General features: G+C 72.9%; 18 protein-coding genes and 1 riboswitch. Of the genes, 3 read left to right on the top strand and 15 right to left on the bottom strand.

What is annotated here, in order from left to right:
* Positions 1–15: 15 nt before the first annotated feature.
* From ACPT94_RS35605 to fahA, 8 genes are all read right to left on the bottom strand, one after another.
* The gene (locus ACPT94_RS35605) at positions 16–2802 is read right to left on the bottom strand and encodes a fumarate reductase/succinate dehydrogenase flavoprotein subunit (RefSeq protein ID WP_425247755.1); all 2787 of its coding nucleotides are present in this window, start codon (positions 2800–2802) and stop codon (positions 16–18) included.
* Between the two features lie 11 nt (positions 2803–2813).
* Positions 2814–3647, bottom strand: a complete 834-nt coding sequence (locus ACPT94_RS35600) for an ABC transporter ATP-binding protein (protein WP_425247753.1) — start codon at positions 3645–3647, stop codon at positions 2814–2816.
* Positions 3631–4512 (bottom strand): ABC transporter permease, encoded by an 882-nt coding sequence (locus ACPT94_RS35595; protein ID WP_425247771.1) that lies wholly within the window; start codon positions 4510–4512, stop codon positions 3631–3633. The genes ACPT94_RS35600 and ACPT94_RS35595 overlap by 17 nt, the downstream gene beginning before the upstream one ends.
* A gap of 17 nt (positions 4513–4529) precedes the next feature.
* Positions 4530–5873, bottom strand: a complete 1344-nt coding sequence (locus ACPT94_RS35590; protein WP_425247752.1) for an ABC transporter substrate-binding protein — start codon at positions 5871–5873, stop codon at positions 4530–4532.
* Positions 5874–5888: 15 nt separating this feature from the next.
* Positions 5889–6116: a 4Fe-4S dicluster domain-containing protein gene (locus ACPT94_RS35585; RefSeq protein ID WP_010986276.1), complete on the bottom strand. Its 228-nt coding sequence runs from the start codon at positions 6114–6116 to the stop codon at positions 5889–5891.
* 77 nt (positions 6117–6193) lie between these two features.
* Positions 6194–6982 (bottom strand): GntR family transcriptional regulator, encoded by a 789-nt coding sequence (locus tag ACPT94_RS35580; protein WP_425247751.1) that lies wholly within the window; start codon positions 6980–6982, stop codon positions 6194–6196.
* A 134-nt stretch (positions 6983–7116) separates the two neighbouring features.
* Positions 7117–8055 (bottom strand): M56 family metallopeptidase, encoded by a 939-nt coding sequence (locus ACPT94_RS35575; protein WP_360338589.1) that lies wholly within the window; start codon positions 8053–8055, stop codon positions 7117–7119.
* A 160-nt stretch (positions 8056–8215) separates the two neighbouring features.
* Positions 8216–9427 carry a fumarylacetoacetase gene (fahA, locus tag ACPT94_RS35570; protein ID WP_360338655.1) on the bottom strand — a complete coding sequence of 404 codons (1212 nt, stop codon included), beginning with the start codon at positions 9425–9427 and terminating at the stop codon, positions 8216–8218.
* Between the two features lie 450 nt (positions 9428–9877).
* Between fahA and ACPT94_RS35565 the strand changes: the two genes are divergently transcribed.
* Together ACPT94_RS35565 and ACPT94_RS35560 are read left to right on the top strand one after the other, a co-directional pair.
* Positions 9878–11101: a DegT/DnrJ/EryC1/StrS family aminotransferase gene (locus ACPT94_RS35565; RefSeq protein WP_425247750.1), complete on the top strand. Its 1224-nt coding sequence runs from the start codon at positions 9878–9880 to the stop codon at positions 11099–11101.
* Between the two features lie 211 nt (positions 11102–11312).
* Entirely contained in the window at positions 11313–13754 is a 2442-nt protein-coding gene (locus ACPT94_RS35560) for a lipopolysaccharide biosynthesis protein (RefSeq protein WP_425247770.1), read from the top strand.
* Positions 13755–14454: 700 nt separating this feature from the next.
* Here the strand turns inward: ACPT94_RS35560 and ACPT94_RS35555 are convergent.
* The 6 genes from ACPT94_RS35555 to ACPT94_RS35530 all read right to left on the bottom strand — a co-directional run bounded on the left by ACPT94_RS35555 (position 14455) and on the right by ACPT94_RS35530 (position 21613).
* Positions 14455–15636, bottom strand: a complete 1182-nt coding sequence (locus ACPT94_RS35555) for a glycoside hydrolase family 26 protein (RefSeq protein WP_425247749.1) — start codon at positions 15634–15636, stop codon at positions 14455–14457.
* Positions 15633–16127 (bottom strand): hypothetical protein, encoded by a 495-nt coding sequence (locus ACPT94_RS35550; RefSeq protein WP_425247748.1) that lies wholly within the window; start codon positions 16125–16127, stop codon positions 15633–15635. The genes ACPT94_RS35555 and ACPT94_RS35550 overlap by 4 nt, the downstream gene beginning before the upstream one ends.
* 108 nt (positions 16128–16235) lie before the next feature.
* Positions 16236–18140, bottom strand: a complete 1905-nt coding sequence (locus tag ACPT94_RS35545) for a hypothetical protein (protein ID WP_425247747.1) — start codon at positions 18138–18140, stop codon at positions 16236–16238.
* Between the two features lie 104 nt (positions 18141–18244).
* Positions 18245–19042 carry a polysaccharide deacetylase family protein gene (locus tag ACPT94_RS35540; RefSeq protein ID WP_425247746.1) on the bottom strand — a complete coding sequence of 266 codons (798 nt, stop codon included), beginning with the start codon at positions 19040–19042 and terminating at the stop codon, positions 18245–18247.
* Positions 19043–19089: 47 nt separating this feature from the next.
* Positions 19090–20439, bottom strand: coding sequence for a glycosyltransferase family 2 protein (locus ACPT94_RS35535; protein ID WP_425247745.1), 1350 nt, complete (start codon positions 20437–20439; stop codon positions 19090–19092).
* Between the two features lie 109 nt (positions 20440–20548).
* Positions 20549–21613: a GNAT family N-acetyltransferase gene (locus ACPT94_RS35530; RefSeq protein ID WP_425247744.1), complete on the bottom strand. Its 1065-nt coding sequence runs from the start codon at positions 21611–21613 to the stop codon at positions 20549–20551.
* 321 nt (positions 21614–21934) lie between these two features.
* Here ACPT94_RS35530 and ACPT94_RS35525 point away from each other — a divergent pair, with 321 nt between their 5' ends.
* Entirely contained in the window at positions 21935–22759 is an 825-nt protein-coding gene (locus ACPT94_RS35525) for an HAD family hydrolase (protein ID WP_425247743.1), read from the top strand.
* Positions 22760–22882: 123 nt separating this feature from the next.
* On the opposite strand, the gene ACPT94_RS35520 is transcribed toward ACPT94_RS35525, so the two are convergent.
* Positions 22883–23353: a transglycosylase SLT domain-containing protein gene (locus tag ACPT94_RS35520; RefSeq protein ID WP_425247742.1), complete on the bottom strand. Its 471-nt coding sequence runs from the start codon at positions 23351–23353 to the stop codon at positions 22883–22885.
* Between the two features lie 3 nt (positions 23354–23356).
* A riboswitch (cyclic di-AMP (ydaO/yuaA leader) is annotated at positions 23357–23537 on the bottom strand.
* Positions 23538–23557 lie beyond the last annotated feature (20 nt).

The raw sequence follows: 23557 nt of genomic DNA, 5'->3' as shown, positions 1-23557 counted from the left end.
GCGGGTGCGGCGTCCTCACAAGGCTCGGGCCGCGTATGCCCTGACGTCCGCGTCGGAGTCCGAGGTGGCCGTGGCGAGGGCCGCTCGGGCGTCCTCGCTGTGGCGGTGTCGGGTCAGCGCCAGGACCGCGGCCTTGCGCACGTCGGCGTTCGGGTCCGCGAGGGCCTTGGCGAGTGCGGGCACGGCGACCTCGGGATCGGCGGCGGCCAGCGCGGTCGCGGCTCCCGACCGCACCTGCCAGGCCGCGTCGGACAGAGCGGCCACGGCGCGGTCGGCGAGCGGGGCCGGGCAGCCGCTGGTGCCCAGCGCCGCGTAGGCGGCGCCGCGGACCAAGGCGTCCGCGTCCTCGGTGAGCCGGACGAGGGTGCCGGTGAGCAGGTCGTGGGCCTCCAGCGGGAGGGACGCCGCGCTCACACCGGCCAGCGCCTTGGCCACCGTGACGCGGACCTCCCGGGAAGGGTCGTCGGCGGCACGCGCCAGCGGTTCGACCGCGTCCACCGAGACGAGCGCGCGCACGGCCTCGATGCGCACGGCGATGTCCGCATCGTCCAGCGAGCCGGCGAACAGCCCGGCGTCGCCCAGGCGCAGGGCGCGCAGTACGTCGAGGGCGGCAGCGCGGACCACGGCGTCGGCCTCGGCGAGCGCACCGGTGAGGGCGTCGCGCAGGGCGGGCTCGGCGGGGAGCGTCTCGACCAGCTCGCGCAGTGAGGCGGCCGCGGCGGCGCGTACCTCGCTGTCGGGGTCGCCGAGGACACCGGCCAGCGCCTGCCCGGTGCCGGGAGGCACCGTCTCGGTGAGGACGGAGACGGCCGTGCGGCGCACCGCGGGGTCGAGGTCGGTCAAGTAGGGCTCGAGCGCCGCGAGTTCGGGCTCCTCCTCGGCCAGCGCCAGCAGTTCGAGGAGCCGGGGCGAGGCCGCCCCCTGCGGGCCGCCGCGGTCCACGGACTCGGCGCCCCGGGCGGACGTCGGGCCCGCGGCCACCGGCGCCACGTCCCGCGAGCCGGCCGTGGCCACGTCCTCGGCGTGGACCTCGCCGAGATGCCGGGACGGGCCGCCGACCGGGGTGAACTCGTCGACCGGAACCAGATAGGGAGCCACGGGACGGGCCGTGAACTCCATCGCACCAGAGGGGGACTTGTGGAGATCGAGATGGTGGAACCAGGACGCGTCGTCGCGGTGCGGGTGGTCGAGGCGGTCGTGATAGAGACCCCAGCGGGACTCCGTGCGGGCCAGGGAGGCACGCGCGGCCATCTCCGCGCAGTCGCGGATGAAGGTGACCTCGGCGCAGCGCATCAGCTCGTGCGGGGTGCGGGCACCCATCGCGGCGATGTCCTCGTGCATCCGCTCGAACGCCTCCAGGGCGAGCGAGAGACGCGCGCCCGACTTCGGCGGCGCCACGTAGTCGTTGACGAAGCGGCGCAACTTGTACTCCACCTGGGTCTGCGGCGGGCCGTCCGGGTTGCGCAGCGGCCGGTAGACCAGCTCGTGCGCTTCGCGCAGCTGCTCGGCCGGCAGCTCCCCGTCGTAGGGCGCGTACTGGGCCGCGTCCGCGCCGGCCAGCTCACCGAAGACGAACGCGCCGATCATGTAGTTGTGCGGGACGCAGGCGAGGTCGCCGGCCGCGTACAGGCGGGGGACGGTCGTACGGGCGTGGTCGTCGACCCGTACCCCCGAGGCGGAGTGGCCGCCGCACAGGCCGATCTCGGAGATGTGCATCTCGACGTCATGGGTGCGGTAGTCGTGGCCGCGGCCGGAGTGGAAGGTGCCACGGGTGGGGCGCTCGGTGGAGTGCAGGATCGACTCCAGCGCCGAGATCGACTCCTCCGGGAGATGGCTCAGCTTCAGGTAGACCGGGCCGCGGTCGCTGGCCACCTCCGCGGCGAACTCGGCCATCATCTGGCCGGACCAGTAGTCGGAGTCGACGAAGCGTTCGCCGTGCCGGTTGACCTGGTAGCCGCCGAAGGGGTTGGCGACGTAGGCGCAGGCCGGGCCGTTGTAGTCTTTGATCAGCGGGTTGATCTGGAAGCACTCGATGCCGGTGAGCTCGGCGCCCGCGTGGTAGGCCATGGCGTAGCCGTCGCCCGCGTTCGTCGGGTTCTCGTACGTGCCGTAGAGGTAGCCGGAGGCGGGCAGGCCCAGGCGGCCGCAGGCGCCCGTCGCCAGGATCACCGCGCCCGCGCGGACGGTGACGAACCGCCCGGTGCGGGTGTTGAAGCCCGCCGCTCCCACGGCCCGCCGGTCCGCGCCCTCGCCGGCCGTCAGCACGCGTACCGGCATCACACGGTTCTCGATGCGGATCTTCTCCCGCATCTCGCGCCGCCGCAGCTGCCGGTAGAGGACCTTCTTGACGTCCTTGCCCTCCGGCATCGGCAGCACATAGGAGCCGGAGCGGTGCACCTGGCGGACCGCGTACTCGCCGTGCTCGTCCTTCTCGAACTTCACGCCGTAGGACTCCAGCCGCTGCACCATGGCGAAGCCGCGGGTCGCGGTCTGGCGGACGGTGGACTGGTCGACGATGCCGTCGTTGGCGCGGGTGATCTCGGCGACGTAGTCGTCGGGCTCGGCGCGGCCGGGGATGACCGCGTTGTTGACGCCGTCCATGCCCATCGCGAGGGCGCCGGAGTGGCGGACGTGGGCCTTCTCCAGGAGCAGGACGTTCGCGCCGTGCTCGGCGGCGGTCAGGGCGGCCATGGTGCCGGCGGTGCCGCCGCCGATGACCAGGACGTCGCAGGTCAGTTCCTCGGCGTCGGCGAGCGCGGGGATCTGCTGGATCTCCAGGGGGGTGTGCACGGGGGTGGTCACCGGGGGGCCTTTCAGGTACCGAGCGAGGTCAGGACGTCGCGGCGCAGGGCCACGCGGGCCGGGTCGTCGTGGGCGGCGCGGTCGCGCGGGCGGGGGACGTCCCGGACGGCGACGAGTCCGCCCGCGCCGAGCAGGGCCACACGGTCGCCGAGGAAGAGGGCCTCGTCGACGTCATGGGTGACGAAGACGACGGTCGCGCCCGTGCCCCGCAGGACCTCCACGAGCAGGTCCTGCATGCCGGCACGGGTCTGCGCGTCCAGCGCGCCGAACGGCTCGTCCATGAGGACGGCCCGCGGACGGCCGGCCAGGGCACGGGCCAGTTGGGCGCGCTGGCGCTGCCCGCCGGAGACGCGGTGCGGCAACTGCCGGGCCCGGTCGGCGAGGCCGACGCGGTCGAGCCAGGACTCGGCCTGCTTCCTGCGCTCCGCGCGCGCCACCCCCTGGATGGCGAGGGGCAGTTCGACGTTGGCGCGCAGGGTGCGCCAGGGCAGGAGTGCGTCGTCCTGGAAGACCAGCGCGCGGTCCGCCGCCGGGCCGGTGATCCGGTGGCCGTCCTGCTCCACGGCTCCGGCGAGGGCGGGCAGCAGACCGGCCAGCGTGCGCAGCAGTGTCGACTTGCCGCAGCCCGACGGGCCCACGACGGTGAGGATCTCGCCGGGGGCGATGTCGAGGCCGACGTCGGCCAGGGCCGGGGCGTTCGGGCGGCCGAGCGTGGCGGCACGGAAGGTGAGCCGGGTACCGCGGGCAGGCGTGGGCGTGTCCGCCTCCGACGCCGGCCGCGTGTCCGTGTCGACGAGGGTTCCGCGTGCCGTGCGGTGCTCGGACGTCTCAGACGAGGTGCTCATCGCGTGCCTCCTCGGCCTCGGATGCGGGTCCCTTGCGTACGGGGGCGGGCGCGGACGGCACCGGCGCGGTGGCCCGAGGAGCCCTCGGCCGGGCTCCGGGGACGTACGACGTCCGGGGGAGCCAGCGGGTCAGCCGGCGGCCGAGCAGTTCGACGGCGGTGGAGGTGAGCCAGCCGAGCACGCCGATGGTGACCATGCCGACGAACACGCCCGGGTAGTTGACGATCGTGTAGTCCTGCCAGGTGCGGTAGCCGACGCCGTACTGGCCGGAGATCATCTCGGCGGAGATCACGCAGATCCAGGACACGCCGATGCCGACCGACAGGCCGCCGAAGATGCCGGGCAGGGCTCCCGGCAGGACGACCGCGCCGAGGATCCGCCACCGGCCGGCGCCCATCGTGAGCACCGCCTCCTCCCAGACGGGGGAGAGGGCGCGGACCGCGTGCCGGGTGGAGACCAGGACAGGGAAGAAGGCAGCGGTGAAGGTGATGAAGACGATGCCCTGTTCGTTGGAGGGGAACAGGAGGATCGCCACGGGGACCAGGGCGATCGCAGGGATGGGGCGCAGCACCTCCAGCACCGGACCGAGCAGGTCCTCGGCGAGCCGCGAGCGTGCCACGAGTACGCCCGTGGCCACGCCCAGGACGGCGGCGAGCAGGAAGCCGGTCACGATGCGGGTGAGGCTGTCGGTGAGGTCGGTCCAGTAGTCGGGGCCGGAGAGCCGGTCGGCGAAGGCCCGGGCCACGTCGGTCACCGTCGGGAACTGCGAGAAGCGCAGCCACAGGTTCACGTCGAGGGCGGTCAGCAGCTGCCACAGGCCGAGGGCGGCGGCCAGCGAGCCGGCCCGCAGCGCGAGCCGGCCCACCCGCCGGGGGGAGCGGCTCACGAGGCCCGTCCCAGGGCGTCCGTGTACGTGATCACCTGGGCGCCGCCGTGACCGGCCACGTAGGACTGGGCGGTGGCGGGGGTGACGAAGGGCAGCAGCTGCGTGCCGTCGGCGACCCAGACGGCCTTGTCGGCGAACCAGAGGGTGCCGGTGGTGGCGTCGGGGACGTAGGCGGCGCGGATGCCGTCCTTGTGCCGGGCGACGTAGGTGAGGAGCTCGGCGGGGGAGGCGAAGCTCTTGGTCTCGGTCGCGCCCTTGGGCCACACCTCGCTCGCGGCGGCGGGCGGGGCGGCGGCGAGCTGCTTGGCGTAGGCGGCGCCGAGGGCCTTCTTGACGTACTGGTCGTCGACGAAGGAGTCCACGTCGATGTCGCCGGTGAGCTCGGCCGCCTTCAGGACCGACACGTCCTGCTCGAGGGCGGAGACGAGTTGCGGCTTGACGGCCGGGTCGAAGGTGGAGATGCCGTGGGCGCCGTTGTAGAGGTAGACGACCTCGGCGGGCAGGCCGGTGGCCTTCGCGACCTTCTCGGCGGCGTCCACCGGATGGGCGTTCAGGTAGTTCGTCGCCTCCGCCTGCGCCTTGAGGAACGCCTTGAGCACGGCAGGGCGCTGCTTGGCGAAGTCCTCGCGGGCGGTGACGCCGTGGAACGTCGGCAGGTCCAGCTGGGCGCCGTCGTACAGCGCCTTCGCCTTGCCCTGGTAGGCGAGCAGGCCGGGCCAGGCGACGAACTGGGAGAGCGCGTCCGCGCTGCCCGCCGTGAGGGCCGAGGCGCCCACCGCGGGCTGCTGGTTCAGCTTCTCGATGCCCTTCTCCGGGTCGATGCCGGCCCGCTGCAGGGCCCGCACCAGCGTGCCGTCGGCGGCGGAGCCCACGCTCGTGGAGACCTTCTTGCCCGTGAGGTCCTTCAGCGAGGCGAGCTTGGAGTCCGGCGCGACCACGACGGTGTTCAGGCCGCCCTTGAGGTTGTAGCCGGTGATGGAGACCAGGTGGGTGGGGCGGCCGAGCTGCTTGCCGCGGGCCGCGTTGATGAGCAGTGGGAAGTCACCCATCGAGCCGATGTCGATCTTCCCGGCGGTCATCTGCGCGGTGATCGGGGCGCCGGTGGCGAAGTCCTGCCAGTCGACCTTGTAGGTGTGGCCGTCGCCCAGGGCGTTGAGCTGCTTCTCGAAAGAGCCGAGGGAGCGCAGCAGGGTTCCGGCCGTGACCGTGTTGATCGTCTTGGACTGGTAGCCCACGGTGACGGTGACCGTGGAACCGCTGCCCGCCTCGGCGCTGCCGCCGCAGGCGGACAGGGGGAGCAGCAGAGTGGATGCGGCGAGTGCGACTGCCGTGCGTTTCATGGGAGTTCGGGCCTCTCAGCGGAGCAGATAGGGCATGTTGACCGTGACGGCTCCGGTGGGACAGCGGGCAGCGCACGGGCCGCAGTACCAGCACTCGTCGACGTGCATGTAGGCCTTGCCGTTGCTCTCGTCGATGGCGAGGGAGTCCAGCGGGCACATGTCCACACAGAGCGTGCAGCCGTCGATGCACTTCGACTCGTCGATGGTCACGGGCACATCGGCCCGCTGGGGCGCCAAGGGCATGGCTGTCTCCAGAGATTTCCTGCGCAGCAGTGAACCGAAGAGGGTCTGCCGAACGATGAAGAGGTGAGAGGAGGTGGTCAGACGGAGCGGTGCAGCAGGCCGCTCATGGAGATGCGGTCGCCGCGGAAGCGGATGAACTCCAGGTCGACCGGGCGGCCGTCGGCGAGGTGGGTGAGCCGTTCCAGCATCAGTACGGCGGCACCGCGCGGGGCCTCCAGTACGGCCGCGGAGTTGGCGTCCGCGTTCACCGCCTCCAGCGTGATCTCGGCGTGGCCGAGACGCTGGCGGGTGGTGGCCTCCAGGAGACGGAAGACATCGGTGTTCTCCAGGTCGGCGCCGAGCAGGGCGGTGCCGATGTCGAGCGGGATGTAGGTCAGGTCGAGGGAGAGGGGGAGGCCGTTGAGGCGGCGCAGACGTTCGATGTAGAGGACATCGGCGCCGGAGGCGACCTGGAGCCGGTCGGCGACCGGGGCGGGTGCGGGGACGGGGCCCATCGTGCGGACCTCGTTGGTGACGCGGCCGTGCTCGCGCAGAGTTTCCGCGAGGCCCATCAGACGGTCGAGACCGTGCGGGTACTTCTCGGCGACGACGACCGTGCCGACGCCGGGGAGGCGTTCGACGAGGCCTTCGGCGCGCAGCAGGTCGAGGGCCTGCCGCACGGTGTTGCGGGAGGCCGCGTACTCGGTGGCGAGGGTCGACTCGTGAGGGAGCGTGCCGGCCGGGAAACCGCCGCTCAGCAGCTGGCGGCGGAGCAGGTCGGCGAGCTGCCGCGCCTGGTCGGCACGCAGCCGGCGCCGCGCGCGGTGGGCGGCGACGGTGGTCGCGCCTTGGCCGGCGTGCTCTCGGATGCGGTCGTTGGGCGGCATGGCCGGAACCATACTCATCCGGTAGGGATAGTGGTGTTGCGGAAGTGTTGCGCCATTCTTCGCAGCGTCAGGTAACGCGTTGACCTGGTGTTTCCGTCGAGGCGCGGCAAGATCTGCCACCACCGCGCCACTGGTCACGCCAGCGCGGTGAGGCCCGGGGCGAAGGTGATCAGCAGAGGGAGCAGCGGTACCAGCGCCGCCACCGTGGTGGTCAGTGCGCGGTGTCTGCGGCCGAGTCGGGGAGGTGGGGCGAGGAGGCGGTCGACGCGTTCGCCGAGGAGGCGTCGGCTGGACGCGCAGGACAGGACGCCCCGGTGCTGGTTCAGCTCGATCAGGGCCAGCGCCGTCGTCAGGTGACCGCAGCGGCGGGACGCCGTGTCGTCGGCGGCGAGTTCGACCAGGCGGTGGGTCTGGTCGCAGAAGTGGGCGAACAGCGGGACGCGCGGGAAGCCGGCCGCCAGGGCCGTCGACAGGTGCAGCAGCCAGTCGTGGTGGGCGCGGGCGTGGTCGCGTTCATGGGTGAGGACGGCGTCGAGTTGATGGGAGGTGAGGCGGTGCAGGGCACCGGTGGTGACGATCAGTTGGGGCGGGTTGCCGGGCATCCACCAGGCGTCCGGGTACTCGTCCTCCAGGACGAGCAGCGGGCCCCGGGCGGAGGGCAGACCCTCGGGAAGGTCGGGGGCGCGTTCCCGCAGGTGCGCGCGGGCCGTGCTGCGGCGCCGACGCGCCTCGACCAGCTCGCGGGCCAGCATCGCGGTGGTCCAGGCCGCCCCGCAGGCCAGCAGCAGGGTGAGAGCGGTCGCCCACACGGGGGCCGTGGAGAGGTCGTACGCCTCGGTCACGGCCGGCGGGGCGGGGGCGAAGACCTGGGCGCGGACGGTGTGGAAGACGGCGGCGGCGCCGAGGACCAGGGCGGTGAGACAGCACAGCAGGACCGTGGCGACCAGGCACTGCCACACCCACAGCGCGACCACCGGCTCCCGCTCGGGCCACTCGGCCCGGGTCAGCGCACGCGGGACCGGCAGGGCGGCGGTCAGTGCGACGACGCTCAGCAGGAGCAGGCAGAGGGTCATGCCGAGGGCTCCGGATCCTGGTCGAAGAGGACGGGGGCGGAGAACGGGCCGGAGCGGACTGGCCGGCCGGGACGAGAGGTCGTGCTCCGGACGCGTGCGTACGGCGGGCCCGGCGCGAGGACCGTTCCCGCCGCCAGTATGACGGCGGGAACCGCCGGAGTCAGCCCGCGAGAACCCGCCCGCTCACCTCTCCCAGCCCCACGCGCAGCCCGTCCGGTCCCGGCGCCCAGGCCGACAGGGTCACCACGTCTCCGTCCTCCAGGTACGTGCGCTTGCCGTCGGGGAGTTCCAGGGGGTCGCGGCCGTTCCAGGTCAGTTCCAGCAGGGAGCCGCGCTGGCGTTCGGCCGGGCCGCTCACCGTGCCCGAGCCGTACAGGTCGCCGGTGCGCAGGGAGGCGCCGTTGACGGTCATGTGGGCGAGTTGCTGGGCGGCCGTCCAGTACATGGTGGAGAAGGGGGGTTCGGAGATGACGTGACCGTTGAGGGCGACGGAGATGCGCAGGTCGTAGCCGGTGGGGTCGGCGGTGGTGTCGTCCAGGTAGGGCAGCAGCGGGTGGGTGCGCTCCGGGGGTGAGACGCGTGCCGCCTCCAGCGCCTCGAGCGGGGTGACCCACGCCGAGACCGACGTGGCGAAGGACTTGGCGAGGAACGGGCCGAGGGGGACGTACTCCCAGGCCTGGATGTCGCGGGCCGACCAGTCGTTGAGGAGGCACAGGCCGAAGACGTGGTCACGGAAGCCGGCCAGCGGGACCGGGCGGCCCTGCTGCGACGGCACCCCGACGACGAAGCCGACCTCTGCCTCGATGTCCAGCCGTGCGGAGGGGCCGAAGACGGGGGCGGGATCGGCGGGCGCCTTGCGCTGGCCCGACGGGCGGACCACGTCCGTGCCGGAGACCACGACCGTGCCGGCGCGGCCGTGGTAACCGATCGGCAGGTGCTTCCAGTTGGGCAGCAGGGTGTCCGTGGCGTCCGGGCGGAAGATCGCGCCCGCGTTCCGGGCGTGGTGCTCGGAGGCGTAGAAGTCGACGTAGTCGGCGACCTCGAAGGGGAGGTGCAGGGTCACCGAGGAGAGGGGGTGCAGCAGCGGGGCGAGGGTCTCGTGGTGGGACGGGTCCGTGACCCACTCCGTCAGGGAGCTTCGTACCTCGGACCAGATCGTGCGGCCCGCCGCCAGCAGGGGGTTGAGGGTCGTGCGGGTGAGCAGGGCGGCGTGCGGTGAACCGAGCGCCCGGGCCGCCGCGCCCGCGTCCAGGACGTGGTCGCCGAGCCGGACGCCGACGGTCCGCTGCTCCGAGCCGGGAAGGGAGAAGACGCCGTACGGAAGGTTGTGCGGGCCGAAGGGGTCACCCTCGGGGAGGTCGAAGGGGGCCAAGGGGGGCATCGGGTGCTGCCTCTCTTTCGTGCTCGCCGTGCATACGCCGCCTGTGCGCCGCGCATGCGCCATATATGCACATTCGTTCGCCACGGCCGAGTGCTCGCCATGGGCGGGGGCTCCGCGGGTGCTCCGCCTGTGTGCCGAGCCGCCGCACACGTTACGGCTGACCTCGTACGAGAGACACCGCGGCGACACGGAAGGGACACGGGAGGTGACCGATGGAGTGGCCGACTCGCAGCGCTCCGCTTCCGCCTGTGTACGGGCAGTCGTCCACAGGAGGGACCGCAATCTTGACGGAGCGGTGCGAACAGGGAGACTCTGGGCAGGTGCTGGAAGGCCTCGGGGAGGGGGCGTTCCCACAGCACACCTGGGGGGCGGATGGCCAAAGGGGAGGCCGGCCTCGGGTCGGCGCGGCATGGTTCACGGCCGAAGCGGCTGGAAGAGACCATGCGCGGCAGACTCGGCCGGGAATGCGTGTACGTGCCGTCGTGCCGGTTCGGGCTTTTCGTGGCCTTGCGCCACTGGTGCCCGCCGGGCGGACGGGTGTTGATGTCGCCGGTCAACGACGACGTGATCTTCTTCGTGCTGCTGGCGGCCGGACTGCGGCCCGTACAGGCGCCGCTCAACCCGCTGGACGCGTCGATCGACGTCGACGCCGTGCCCGACGAGGTCTGGGGCTCGCTGTCGGCGGTGCTCACGACGAATCTCTACGGCAATCCGGATGACGCGCCGCGGCTGCGGGCGAAGTGCGACGCGCTGGGGATCCCGCTGTTCGAGGACGGGGCTCACGCCATCGGCAGCGAGGTGGGCGGACGACCGGTCGGCGCCTGGGGGGACGCCTCCGTGTTCAGCCTGTCCAAGCACGTCGGGGCCAAGGCCGGGGGCTTCCTGTCCTGTGCCGACCCGGGCCTGCGCGAGGCCCTGGAGAAGACCTGCGAGGACCTGCTGCTGCCCGGACGGCTCACGGCCGAACTCGCCTTCACGCTGCGGCCGTACGCGGAGGCGGCCGTGCGGGGACTGCGCCTGCGGCGTGCCGCGTGGGCCACGCTGCGGCTGCTCGGGCAGATGGAGCGCGAGGAGATCCGGATGCCCCTGCGGGCACAGGAGCTGACGCGGGCGGTCGATGAGGCACCGGACCTCACCGCGCACGACTCGTGGGTCCGCGTCGACATGCACGACTACCGGCTGCGTTCCGGACGGCTGCGTCTGGGCCGTATCGAGCGCAAACTCGACCGTCTCGACGAGGTGCTGGACGTCTGCCGGGCGGGCACGGAGCTGCTGCTGTCCACGCCGTGGGCGAGACCGGGCGCGCACGGTGCGCGGGGTGCGGCGCCGGACGGGGAACGGTCGCGACCCGGCTCCTCGCCCGGCTCGCCGGACGTCGCCCAGCCCCTCTTCCGCGTCCCCCTGTTCGTCGACGACCGGGATGCCGCGAGCGCGGCGCTCGCGCGGCGGGGGATCGTCGTCGGGTACCTCTACGACCCGCCGCTGGACGACTACGCGGGCGCGGCCTTCACGGACCCCTCGCCCGATCCCGCCGGGGCCCGCTGGTTCGCGCGGCATGCGCTGCCCGTGGATCCGCTGCGGGCGCGGCAGGTCGCCGAGGTGCTCCAGGAGTCCGGCGTGCGGCCGGCGCAGGCGCCGGGAGGTCTGGAGCCGACGCGTGGCTGAGACAGGGATCGGGACGCAGTCGGGGACACACACCGAGGCGCAGGCCGGGAGAGAGACCAAGGCGCACGCCGGGAGAGAGAACGAGGCGCAGGCCGGGAGAGAGACCAAGGCGCAGGCCGGGAGAGAGAACGAGGCGCACGCCGGGGGAGAGACCAAAGCGCAGGCCGGGGGAGAGAACGAGGCGCGGGTCGGCAGACGGACGGGGATTCAGGTGCACAAGCCCGCCGCCCCGCCCGCCGGCTCGGCCGGCCCCGTCGGAAAGGGCGCGGCCGAGCCGAAGCCGGACGGCGACGGCCACGGCTCCGACTCCCTGTTCAAGAACGCCTATTTCCTCATGCTCAGCACCGGCGTCTCCGCCGTGCTCGGCCTCGGTTTCTGGCTCGTGGCCGCCCGCTACTACGCGGAGGAGGCCGTCGGACAGGGCTCCGCCGCCATCGCCGCCATGCGGCTGCTCGCCAGCATCACGGCGACGACGATGATCGGCGCCGTCGTGCGCTTCGTCCCGCGCGCGGGACGGGCCACGGGCTCCCTGGTGTGGCGGGCGTACGCGGCGAGCTCGGTGGTCGTGGCCATCGCCGCGTTCGTCTTCCTGCTCACCCTCGACCTGTGGGGAGCGTCGTACGCGCCGCTCGGTACGCCGGCCGCCGGGGCGGCGTTCGTCGTCGCGTGCGTGGCGTGGGCGCTGCTCACGCTCCAGGACGGGGTACTCACCGGGCTGCGCAGATCGGGCTGGGTGCCGGTCGGCAACGCGGTGTTCTCGGTCGGCAAGCTGATCCTGCTGGTCGTCTTCGCCACCGCGCTGCCGGTGCTCGGCATCTTCGTGTCCTGGGCCGTCGCCATCGCCTTCTCGACGCTGCCGCTCGGCTGGCTGATCTTCCGCCGTCTCATCCCGCGCCAGGCCGCCGCCGACCGCGACCTGGAGCCGCCCAGGCTGCGCGAGATGGGCCGCTTCCTGGCCGGCGACTCGCTGGGGGCGCTGTTCAGCCTGGCGATGATCAACCTGCTGCCGGTGATGGTCGCGGTCCGCTTCAGCGCCGCCGAGAACGGCTACTTCTACGTGGCGTACACCGTCGGCGGCACGATGGAGTTCATGGCCATCAACATGGCCTCCTCGCTCACCGCGCACGCCTCGCACGACCCGCGCCGGCTCACCGACGGCGTCCGCGGGGCGCTGCGGCGCATGATCGTGCTGCTGGTGCCGGTGGTGCTGGTGCTGGTGGTGTTCGCGCCGCAGATCCTGCTGCCGTTCAGTCCGGACTACGCCGAGCACGGCACCACCGTGCTGCGCCTGCTGGCCGCCGGCGCGCTGCCCCGGGTCGTGGTGGAGCTGTACATCGGGGTGCTGCGCGTGCAGGGCCGCACCGGTGTGCTCGCCGCCCTCCAGGGCGCCATGTGCACGCTCGTCCTGGGCAGTGCCGCCCTGCTGTTCGGCCCGCTCGGCATCGCGGGCGCCGGCTGGGCGGTGCTGCTCAGCATGACGCTGATCGCCGCCGTCTCCGTCGTCGGCCTGCGCTCCGCGCTGCGCAGGAACGACGGCATGCCCGCCGACCGTTCCTCCACCGCCCCGGCCTACGGCACCCGCTGGGCGCGGCTGAACGCCACCGCCGGATACGGCACGAGCTGGGCGCGCCGGGGAGCGTACGAGCGCGAGGGCGTCGACGAGGACACGGTCACCCTGTTCATAGGGCGTCCCGGCTACGAACGCGAGGCGCTGCAGGCGGACACGCTCGCGCTGATAGCGCGGCCGCACCAGCCCGGCGCGGGCAAGGAGGCCGAGGGCCGGGACGGACCGGCCCGGCCTGCGACGATCGACCGGTCCGAGGCGACCGAGACCCGGGAGCGGTGGATCACGGGTGTCCTGTGGGGCCTGCTCGGCACGGCCACCGTGGCCTTCTGGACGGCGCTGCGCGATCTGCCGTGGCTCGACGGCCCGTCCGGCGCGCTGACCGGACGTCGGATGCTGGAAGCGCTGCCGCTCACGGCGCTCGTCGCGGGGGGCCTGCTGCTCGTGGTCTTCGTCGGCTCCGTCACGCTGCGTGCAGCGCGCGACGTGTGGCTGCCGGGGGCGGCGCTGGGTTCCGCGCTGCTCGCCCTGTACGCCGTACCGGTGGCCCTCGGCGGGGAACCACGGCCGGTCGGTGGGACGTTGTACGTGAGGACGGCCGGTGTCCTCGCGGAAGGGGTGGGGCTCGACGGGCCCGAGCCGTTGCTGCGGTGGGCACCGCCGGTGGTGCAGTTGCTGTGTCTCCTACCGCTGTGGCTGCTGCTCGCGCGCGCGGGTGGGCGGTTGACGTGGCCAGGGCGCTGGGGGGTGCTGTATCTCGTCGCGCTGGGCGGCTGGGTGTGGCGGCAGGAACTCGCGCCGCTGGCCCTGCCGCTGTTCGTCGTCCTCGTCCTCGTCGCCCTGTACCTGTCGTCCACCCGCGAAGCCCGCGATGGCCGCGACCGCCGCGACACCCGCGACGGTCGGGACATCCGCGACGGTCGGGACATCCGCGACGGTCGGGACATCCGCGACGGTCGGGACATCCGCGACGGTCGGGACATCCGCGACGGTCGGGACATCCGCGAGCGCCGGGACACCCGCGACGGTCGGGCGACCGAGCACCGCACACCGCGCGATACCAGGCCGCAGGACAGCCCCAGGGGCTGAGTCAAGCACCGGAGCGGGCTCCTGGCTCTCCGCCCTCCGGGCCCTTCGGCGAAGGGCTGTCCGTAATGCTGCCGCGCCCGTGCGCCGATCCGGCCGTCGCGACGCTGCTCAAGGCAGCGTGCTCGGCGGGTCCTGGCCAAGTCTGGGCGCCGGTCCGGGACGTGGCCATCCTTCGTCCGGAGACGTGGCGCTGAATCGGGGCTGCGGCATCCTCCGACCGGAGACGCCTGCCGAGGCCCTGGACGCCTGCCAGGGCCCGGAAGCCGCCCCGCCCAGCCGTCGGCTAGGCCCCGGAAGCCGCCCCGCCCAGCCGTCGGCTAGGCCCCGGAAGCCGCCCCGCCCAGCCGTCGGCTAGGCCCCGGAAGCCGCCCCGCCCAGCCGTCGGCCAAGCCTCGGACGCCGGCCAACCCCAGCCGTCAGCCTGACCTCGGACGCCGACCAGCCCCGGAAGCCGACCAGCCCCAGATCACGGCCACGCCCCAGCCGTCGGCCGCGGTAGCCGCCTCGCGGCTCGCGTCCCTCGCGGCTCGCGTCCCTCGCGGCTCGCGTCCCGCGTGGCTCGCGCCTCCCGCGCCCTCTCACCCCCTCGGCCCCCGCGCCCTCGCGCCCCACGCCCCGCGCGGCTCGCGCCCCCCGCGCCCTCGCACCCCCTCGCCCCCCGCGCCCTCGCGCCCCACGCCCCCACGCACCCCGCCCCCCATCACCGGGTCGGCACCGGCTGCTGGAAGTAGCCGTTCTTCCCCGCCTCTCGGTAGCCCTGGAGCCCCGGGCCGTCGTTGACGGTGAGATCGCACGCGGCCTTCGCGGAGGTCGGGCGGTTCCAGTGCACCAGCGCCTTCACCTCCGGGAGTTTCTTCACGGCGGCGGGGATCTGGGTGTACCAGTCGCGCTGGCGCAGCGGGTCGTCGGCGTCGGGCGCGGTGGCGAACTCCGCGAGCATCACCGGCTTGTCGTCGGTGACGTTCGCCCGCAGCCACTCGTAGCTGGGCCGTTGGCTGCGCAGGAAGTCCTTCCAGTCGGAAGTGTCGTGGCACTCGTAGTAGTTGTACTGGTCCATGGCGATCCAGTCGACGTACTCGTCCCCGGGGTAGAGCGCCTTCATGTCCTTCGCGCTGCCGAGGTAGCCGGAGACGGTCCACACCCACACGACGTTGTCGGCACCCAGTTCACGGAACCGGTCGTGAAGGTGGCGCCAGGCCGCGACGAACTCCTCCGGGGTGCCGGCGCCTTCCTTGATGCGGGCGTCGGTCTCCTGGTCGAAGGAGACGAAGACGCGTTTGCCGTAGGCCTTGATGCGGCGGATCTGCGGATCGAGGATCTCCTTGTCGAGCTTTCCCGAGGCGACGTTCTTCCAGCCGAGCTGGGTCTCCGTCCAGTTCTCGTGGTGCGGCTCGGTCCAGACGGTGGACTCCCAGGCCAGCATGAGCAGCCGGTCCTTGCCGAGCTCCTGCTCGTCGGGGGTGAGCAGTTGCCCGTCGAGCTCGGTGCCCGACATGTCGTGGTAGTTGTAGACGAGGTCGAGCTTGCGGCCGATCCGCTTCTCGAAGCCGAGCACGGCGTCCTTGAGCGAGCCGTTCTCCGCGTACGGCACATGGGCGCCCCACCAGGCGCCGCAGCGCGGAACCAGCGTGGCGGTGGGAGCGCAGGGGCCGGTGGGCAGCGAGCCTGACGCGGCGTTGCCGGGCAGGGCGTTCCCGGAGGACTCCGCGTCCTCGGAGCGTCCCGCCCAGATGCCGAGTCCGGCGATGAGCGCGGCCACCGCCACCAGCACGACGGCCGTGTAGGTGCGCCTCGCGCTCCCCATGTCCATCACTCCGCTGTCCATCACTCCGCGCGACTCGGACGGCTTGCGCGGACCGCGCAGCCGGTGCTGTCCCGTCATGTGCCGCTACCGCCGGAGGGCGCGCGCTCGGCGCGTTCGACCGCGCCACGCCGCGCGGCGGGCAGCGGCAGCCCCGGCAGGAACGCGGTGACCGTGCTGAAGCCGGCGAGCCAGAAGAGGAAGGCGGTCAGCGAGAAGCTCTCCACCAGGAACAGCGCGGTGGCGGTGAGCACGCCGAGGGAGAGGCTGACGGGAGCGGCGAGCGCGGCGGCCTCCAGCCTGGCGCCGGAGGCCAGTCCGCCCGGCTGTGGATACAGCGCCGCGCAGCCCGGGCCGAACAGGACGAAGAGCAGCACCGGGACCCAGCGCAGCGGAGAGGGAACGGGTACGGCGGTGGCGGCCAGCGCGAGCCAGCCCGAGACCGCGACGAGGACTCTCAGGTGCGTCGAGGTCAGCCCGGTGCCCCTGGCCTTCTCGGTGCCGTCGACGTCGCCGATGCCCTTGCCGTCCATGTCCTTGTGACCCATGTCCTCGGAGTGTGTGGTGTTCATGGCCCGACCTGACTGATCCGGTCGCCCTGACGGATCCGGCTGATCCGACTCACCTGGCTGGCCTTCGTCGTCACTTCGATCACCTTGTGGTCATGCGTCGCGGTTCATTCATCGGGTGGCCGGGCGGTACTCCAGGACAACGCCGTACGGATGGCTTTCGACGGTCCGGAAGAGCGGCGAAGCGGACAGCTTGGAACGCAGGGTCTCGAAGCCGCCGGCCGGCAACAGGCCCTCTCCGGCGGTGTAGATGTCCTGGGTGCGGGTGAGGACGACGTACGCCCTGGTGCCCGGCGGGATCCCGCCGGCGAGGTAGCCGGCCGGGTCCTTCAGCATCTTCTCGTTCTCGGGCAGCGCCTGCTCGGCGAAGAACCAGTGCTCGAGGCGGTCGTAGTGGTGCAGCGCCTGCGGGAAGGAACCGCTGGTGGCGAGGATCAGCGAGCCGTCGGGAGCCTTGTCGAGGGCCCGGGTGACCAGCGCGGTCTCCTCGGGCGGCGTGTAGTACATCTTCTCCTTGGCGTAGTACGACGGCAGGAAGCCGGCCAGCAGCGCCAGCAGGGCGACGGGCAGCACGAAGGCAGCGGTCCTGCGCCACAGCGCCCTCGCCCTGCTGCGGTGGGTCCCGGCGACGGCCGGCACGAGCGCGGCGGCGGCGAAGAAGGCCGCGCCGGGCAGTGCGAACAGGTAGACCCGGAAGAGCATCTCGCCGCCGTAGTCGTTGACGGCGAACAGCGGTACCGGGGCGGCCGACACCAGCAGCAGCGGCAGCGCGCTGCGGGTCAGCCGGCGCCGCAGCACGACGGCGGCCCCGGCGAGGGCGGCGATCGTCAGCACCATCAGGATGTTGGCGGTGCCCGCGAGTTCCGGGCCGGGCCCGGTGAGTTGGCCCGCGTAGCCCGCGCGGGAGTTCTGCGTCAGCTCGCCGATCGACTCCTTGAGGGTGGAGAGCGTCTCGGCGAACAGCGGGCGCCCCATGGTCAGGTCCCAGGTGAGCATCAGCAGCCCGGCGACGATCAGCAGCCCGTAGTTGCGGTAACGGCGGGTGAGGTTGAGCGCGAGCAGACAGACGCAGAGCATCACCGGGGTGAGCTGGTGCGTGGCGTTGATGGCGGCGATCAGCGGGGCGAGGATCACCACGCACACCGCGCGCTGCTTGTTCGTCGTGGGCGGCGGCACGGTGGCGGCCGCGTGGTCGAGGAAGGTGCGGTCGCGCAGCCGTCCGGCCGAGCCGGGCCGCACGAAGTGCCGCAGCACCACCGCGAGGACCGTCAGATGCAGCAGGTACGCGAGCGCCTGCGGGGCGAAGTAGTCCTGGCCCACCCAGTTGGCGAGCTGGAAGATCCAGACGGCGGTCCACACCACGCGCCAGTCGTCGCAGAAGGTGCGGTAGATCAGGACGAGCACCGGCATCACGAGCAGGCCGAAGACGATCGGCGCCCAGTTGGCGTACGCGGCGGCGCTCTCCACGCCGAAGGCGCGCACCAGGCCCGCGTTGAGCGTGAAGAAGCCCGGCCACTGGTCGTACGCGGACATGTTGCCCGACAGGGCCGCGCCCGGTCGCAGCTCACCGTTGGCGAGCAGTGTGTTGACGACGGCGTCGTGCTTGGAGGCCCAGGGGTAGCGCACCGCGTCGTACAGCACCGCCGGTGGCGCCTTGAGCGCGAACAGCAGCGCGGCGCAGTGCGCGGCAGGCCACCAGGGCGCGGTGCCCGCGCGCCGCAGACTGAGGACGAAGCCCGCGGTGAGGACCAGTAACGAGAGGTAGTAGGCGACCGGGAGGCGGTCCAGCAGGCCGTAGTCGCCCATCTCCCGGAAGCCGATGCGGGGCAGTGCGTACACCCACAGTCCGGCGGCGAGCAGCAGCGTCAGCAGGCCGGCGTCGGGTGGACGGCGTGCGATCCGCCAGGATCTGCGGTCACCGCCGGCGGTCCGGCCCGGGCGCCCCGGGCCGGCGTCGAGGCCGGGGGCGGGCGGCACGCTGCTCTCAGTGGCCGGTACGGGCACATGTGACTGCACGCTGAGGCTCCCTCCCCCAGGCCAAGTATAGGAATTACAGCTGCTTTTCACACCAAAACAGCCGGACTCGCCTCCGCGGTGACGGGCTGCCCGCGCACCCCGGCTCAGCCGGCGAAGACGGGGCCCCGCACGACGGCGCGGGCGCGGCGGTACCACCGCCAGCCGACCGTCCTCGCGCCGTCGCGGTACGGCGCGATCCGCGCACCCCGTCCCGCCAGCCAGTCCTCGACGTCGGCGACGGTGTGGCTCTGCCGCACGATGAGCCGGGCGATGCGGTACCGCTCGTCCCGGTCCGAGCTGAGGGCGTGCCGTACGGCGGTGGCCGTCTCGTAGCCGACGGCGGCCGCCATACGCCGTACCCGGCCGCTGTTGTAGCCGTGCGGGTAGGCGAGATGGCGGATGCCGTGCCCGAGCGCGTCCTCCAACACGGCCCGCGAGTCGCGCAGTTCGCGCTCCAGGAGCCGGGGCGGCAGGGTGTCGAGCTGGGCGTGGGTGACGGTGTGGCTGCCGACCTCCATGCCGTACTGCTCCAGCCCGGCCGCCTGATCCAGGGTCATCATCGGGGCGGGCGGCAGCAGGCTGCGCCCGCCCGGGGTGACGGCCCCGGTGGTGAGGTAGGCGGTGGCGGCCAGCCCCCGCCGGGCCAGCGCCTCGGCGGTCGGCCCCGGCAGGTCGGCGAAGCCGTCGTCGAAGGTCAGCAGCACCGGCCGGGCGGGCAGCGGCGCCCGCCCGGCGAGGTGATCGGCGAGCGCGCTGACCGTGACGGGCGTACGGCCGCTGTCGACGACGGCGTCGAGATGCGCGGCGAACACCTTCGGGGTGACGGTGAACTCCGCGATCCAGTCGGGCGGGTCCGCCATCACGGCGTGGTAGAGGAAGACGGGGATGCTCGCCCCGGCCATCGGATCTCCCGCCCCGCCTGTACCGCCTCTGCCGCCCTTCGCCCCCTTCATCGTGACCCCCCGGAGGCCAGGGCCGACCGCAGTGCTCGTCGGGCCCGCAGGTAGCCGAGCGGTCCGTATGCCATTCCCCTGCGCTGGAGCCGGGAGAGCCGGCGTGGCCAGGGATGGGCGCGGTCGTCGTGGTCGCCCGGTGCGGTGCCCGCGTCCGTTGCCCGGGTCGCGGTCAGGGCGCGGGCGTGGGCCAGGCCGCGGGGCAGGCGGGCGAGGAACGCGGGCAGAAGGGCGGGGCGGTTGACCAGGACGGCGGTCAGATAGGCGGTGAGGCCGGCGCCGTAGCCGTAGGCCTGGGTCTCCAGGTCGCGCCAGGTCTCCCGGTGGTGGTGCCAGACCAGGGCCCGCGGGGTGTAGTGCAGGCGGTGGCCCTGGGCGAGGACGCGGACGAACCCGTAGAGGTCGTCGCCGCCGCGTGCGAGCGTGCCCGCACCCGTCGCCGGGTCGAAGCCGCCGACCGCGCGCAGCACGCCGGTGCGGAAGGCCATGTTGGCGCCGGAGCCGAACCGGCCCGCCGTGAACGGGAACAGCGGCTCGTCGGCGGGCGGGTCGGCGGGGTCGTACGTGCGGGGCGCGAATCCCTTCGCGAAGCCGCCGTGACTCTCCAGCAGCACCTGGGCCGGTGTGCGCAGCCGGGCGGGCAGGATCAGGCCGGTGGCGCAGCCGAGGCCTGGGTCGGCGGCGAAGGGCGCGGTGAGTTCCGTCAGCCAGCGCGGGTCGGCGACCACGTCGTCGTCGGTGAAGGCGATCACCTCGCCGCGCGCGGCCTCGACGCCCTTGTTGTGGGCGACGGCGAGACCGGGCACCGGCTCGGTCACATAGCGCACGCGCTCGGCGTACTTGCGTTCGATCAACTCCCGGGTCGTGTCCGTCACCGGGGCGTTGTCGACGACGACGATCTCGAAGTCCGGATGGTCCTGGGCGAGCATCGAGTCGAGCGCGTGCGAGAGCCGGTCGGCCCGCTCCCGTGTCGCGATGACGACGCTGGCCCGGGGCACGGGGGGTGCCTCGACGGCCTCCGTCGGCTCCTCGGGGAACCGCTCCCGGGCCAGGGCGGCCAGCACCGTCTTCGGGTCGGCGCCCTCCGGGACCCGCCCGAGCAGCGTGCCGACCGGTCGGCCACCCCTCCTGACCAGGAGGAACACATCACCGTGGGTGACGGGCGGGCTGCCGGGGCCAGGTCTGAGGCTCGCCTCGCCGGCCCCCGCCCGGACGCCCTCCGTCCGGCCGCCCCCCGACCCCGAGCCCTCCGTCTCGGCGCCCCCCAGCTCCAGCTCGGCGACCTGAACCGGTCTGATGGCGAGGAACCGCCGGATCTCCTGCTCCGCACGTGGTGCGCGGGACATGAACCCTCCCCCTGTCATGAACCCTCCCCAGCCATGAGCCCTCCCCCGGGCATGACCCGTCGCGAGCCCGCGCGGTCTGTGGCTGCTCCTCGCGAGCTCTCACGACCTCTTACGACCGGCGCAGCCGGCCCGCGCTCTTCAGCATCCGTGCGGCCGCCGCCGCGAGCCTCGGCCGCCCGCGCACGAAGTGGTGCGCACGGCGCGCGGGCTCACGACTGAGCCAGTAGAGCGCGGCGCCCGCCCCCGGACGCGTCCACGCTCCCTCGTAGACGGCCAGTTCGCCCGTCTTCAGCGAGTCCTTGTACTCCGCCGCGCCCCGCCCCAGGTCGAGCAGGCCGATGCCCTCGGCGGCCGCCGCCTCGGCCATCCGCAGATGCAGCACCAGACCGGGCGAGTACTTCGAGAACTCCGTGTCGTACGCCGGGAACCAGCAGGCCAGGACGGTCGCCGAGCGCAGCCCGAAGTGCGCGGCGATCGGCCGCTCCCCGGCGTACAGGACGGACAGCGTGCCGGAGCACTCCGGGGCGCGCGTCTTTGCGAGCGTGTCCACGAGCCGGGTGATCCACTCCTGCGCGAACCGGTCGCGGCGGCCGGTCCTGCGGTACTGCGCCGACTTCCACGCCATGAGGGCGCGCAGCGCGGCCGGGTCGCGTTCGTCGAACACGAACCGCAGCTCGCCCACCTGGCGGCCGAGCCTGCGCTCCTTGGCGAGCGTCGTCTTCAGGAACTTCGGCGACTGCGCCCGCAGCACGGACTCGTAGGTCTCGTAGCCCTTCTCCACGTCGATGACGTAGGCCGCGTACTCGGCGGCCGCATGCGCGGTGAACAGCCCTTGTTCCGCCTCCAGGTTGTCGAAGGCGAAGCTCGACAGAGAACATGCCCGCATCAGTTCGCCCGCGTCGAGTCCGATACCCGGGCTCAGCACGGCTCCCTGGGCGTCCGAGACGCCGTACGCGAGGGCCTGGCCCTGGCCGAACCGGCCGCGCTCATGGGGCAGGAAGCCGACCGGCTCGCGCCCCTCGTACACCACCGCCACCCGCGCGCGGGGCCGTACGCGCCCCACGGCGTCGGCGAACTCCGGTTCCATGAACGGGTTGCGCGGGACTGTCGAGGCGGCGCGCAGCGCACGCCACCGCTCCCGTTCCCCCTCGCCGAGATCCTCCGGCCTCAGCACACGAATACGTCCACTGCTCAACCTGACCCCCCGATCAAGTCCCCCCTGGACCCTTGGACGGTACCGCTCCAGACAGTTCGGGCGGTAGGTAGCGGAGCATGTTGTTGCCAACTGGTGCAGAGGCCTTTAACCGGCCGGTACCCGGCGTTGCGCCAGAAAGCCGTTTCTCGCCCCCCGGTTTCTTTGCCCGCGGTTTTCCTTTCCGCGCGGGCCCCCGCTCCGTGCGGCGGTGTCGGGCGGGGGTGGCGAGGAGCCGGCGGGCACCGCCCGGGGCTGAACGGTCGGTGAGTTGGAAGCGGCCCGGATCCGTATTCTCTGATCATGGCCGCACCCCTCGCACCTGCCGCGCGCTGCGCGTACCCCCTCATCGCCACCGACCTGGACGGAACGCTGCTCCGCGGCGACGACACCTTCTCCGACCGGTCGCTCGACGCGCTCGCGCGGGTGGCGGCCGCCGGCGCCCGCCATCTGGTGGTGACGGGCCGCCCGGCACCCCGGGTACGGCCGCTGCTGGCGAACCTGCGCAGCAGGGGGCTCGCGGTGTGCGGACAGGGCGCGCAGTTGTACGACGCCGGCGCGAACCGTCTGCTGTGGTCGGTCACCCTGGACCGGGAACTGGCCGGGACCGCGCTCGAGAAGATCGAGGCGGAGGTCGGGCAGGTGTACGCGGCCGTCGACCAGGACGGCGTCGACGGGCTCACGCTCATCGAGCCGGGCTACCGGATGCCGCACCCGACCCTGCCGGCCCTGCGCGTCGGCGCGCGCGAGGACCTGTGGTGCGAGCCGATCAGCAAGGTGCTGCTGCGCCATCCCACGCTGTCCGACGACGAGTTGGCGGCGACGGCCCGCTCGGTGGTCGGCTCGCTCGCGACCGTGACCATGTCGGGGCCGGGCACGGTGGAGCTCCAGCCGTGCGGCATCACCAAGGCGACGGGGCTGGCCCTGGCCGCCGAACACCTCGGGCTGAGGCCGCAGGACACGATCGCCTTCGGTGACATGCCCAACGACATCCCGATGTTCGACTGGGCGGCGCACGGCGTCGCGATGGCCAACGCCCATCCCGAACTCAAGGCCGTGGCCGACGAGGTGACGACATCGAACGAGGACGACGGCGTGGCCGTCGTCCTCGAACGCCTCTTCCCCTGAGGGCCGCGGCCGCGCAGGAGTCGCACGCCGGTCACACGCCGGTCGTGCGCCAGTTGTGCGCCGGTCGTGCGGGAGTCCTGACGGAGTGGGGAGTGGTGGGAGCGGGGAGTGCGGGGGAGGGGATCAGTACGCGCCGAACACGTTGTCGATCGAGCCGTACCGCGCGGCCGCGTAGTTGCAGGCGGCGGTGATGTTGGCGACCGGGTCGTACGGGTCGTACGAGGTGCCGGGCACGTGGTACGCGGCGAAGGTCGGGTCGATGACCTGGAGCAGGCCCTTGGACGGGATGCCCTTGGCCGCGTTGGAGTCCCACAGGTTGATGGCGTTCGGGTTGCCCGAGGACTCGCGCATGATGTTGCGGTAGATGCCGTTGTAGGTGCCCGGAATGCCCCTCTCCGCCATGATCGCGAGCGACTCGCGGATCCAGCCGTCGAGGTTGTTGGGGTACCCGGCGAGTGTGGTCGCCGAGGTCTCGGTGGGGGCCGCGGAGGCGCTGGTCGCGCCGATGAACGGGAGGGCGAGCACGGCGGCGCCGGTGCAGGCGACGGAGATGGCGCGGGTGAAGCGGCGGCGGGGCTGAGCGGCAGCGGGCATGGGGAAGTTCCTCTCCGGCGCCTGCGAGGTGAGCTGTCGGGTTCGGGCGGGGAGGTGCCCGGCCGGCCGCCGTACGGATACGGCGACGCGGCTTCACCCCGAGCCGGTCCGGTACGTGTCTGACGTACCGTCCGGCGGCCTACCTGGGTCCCCCGCTCCTGCCGTGCGCGAGTGGTTCGTCGATGGGGTGCCGGGCGGCGGCAG

Source organism: Streptomyces aurantiaciflavus, assembly GCF_049808595.1.
Classification (GTDB): Bacteria; Actinomycetota; Actinomycetes; order Streptomycetales; family Streptomycetaceae; genus Streptomyces.
Note: the sequence above shows the minus strand (reverse complement) of the source record. Positions and strands in the feature narration are given on the sequence as shown.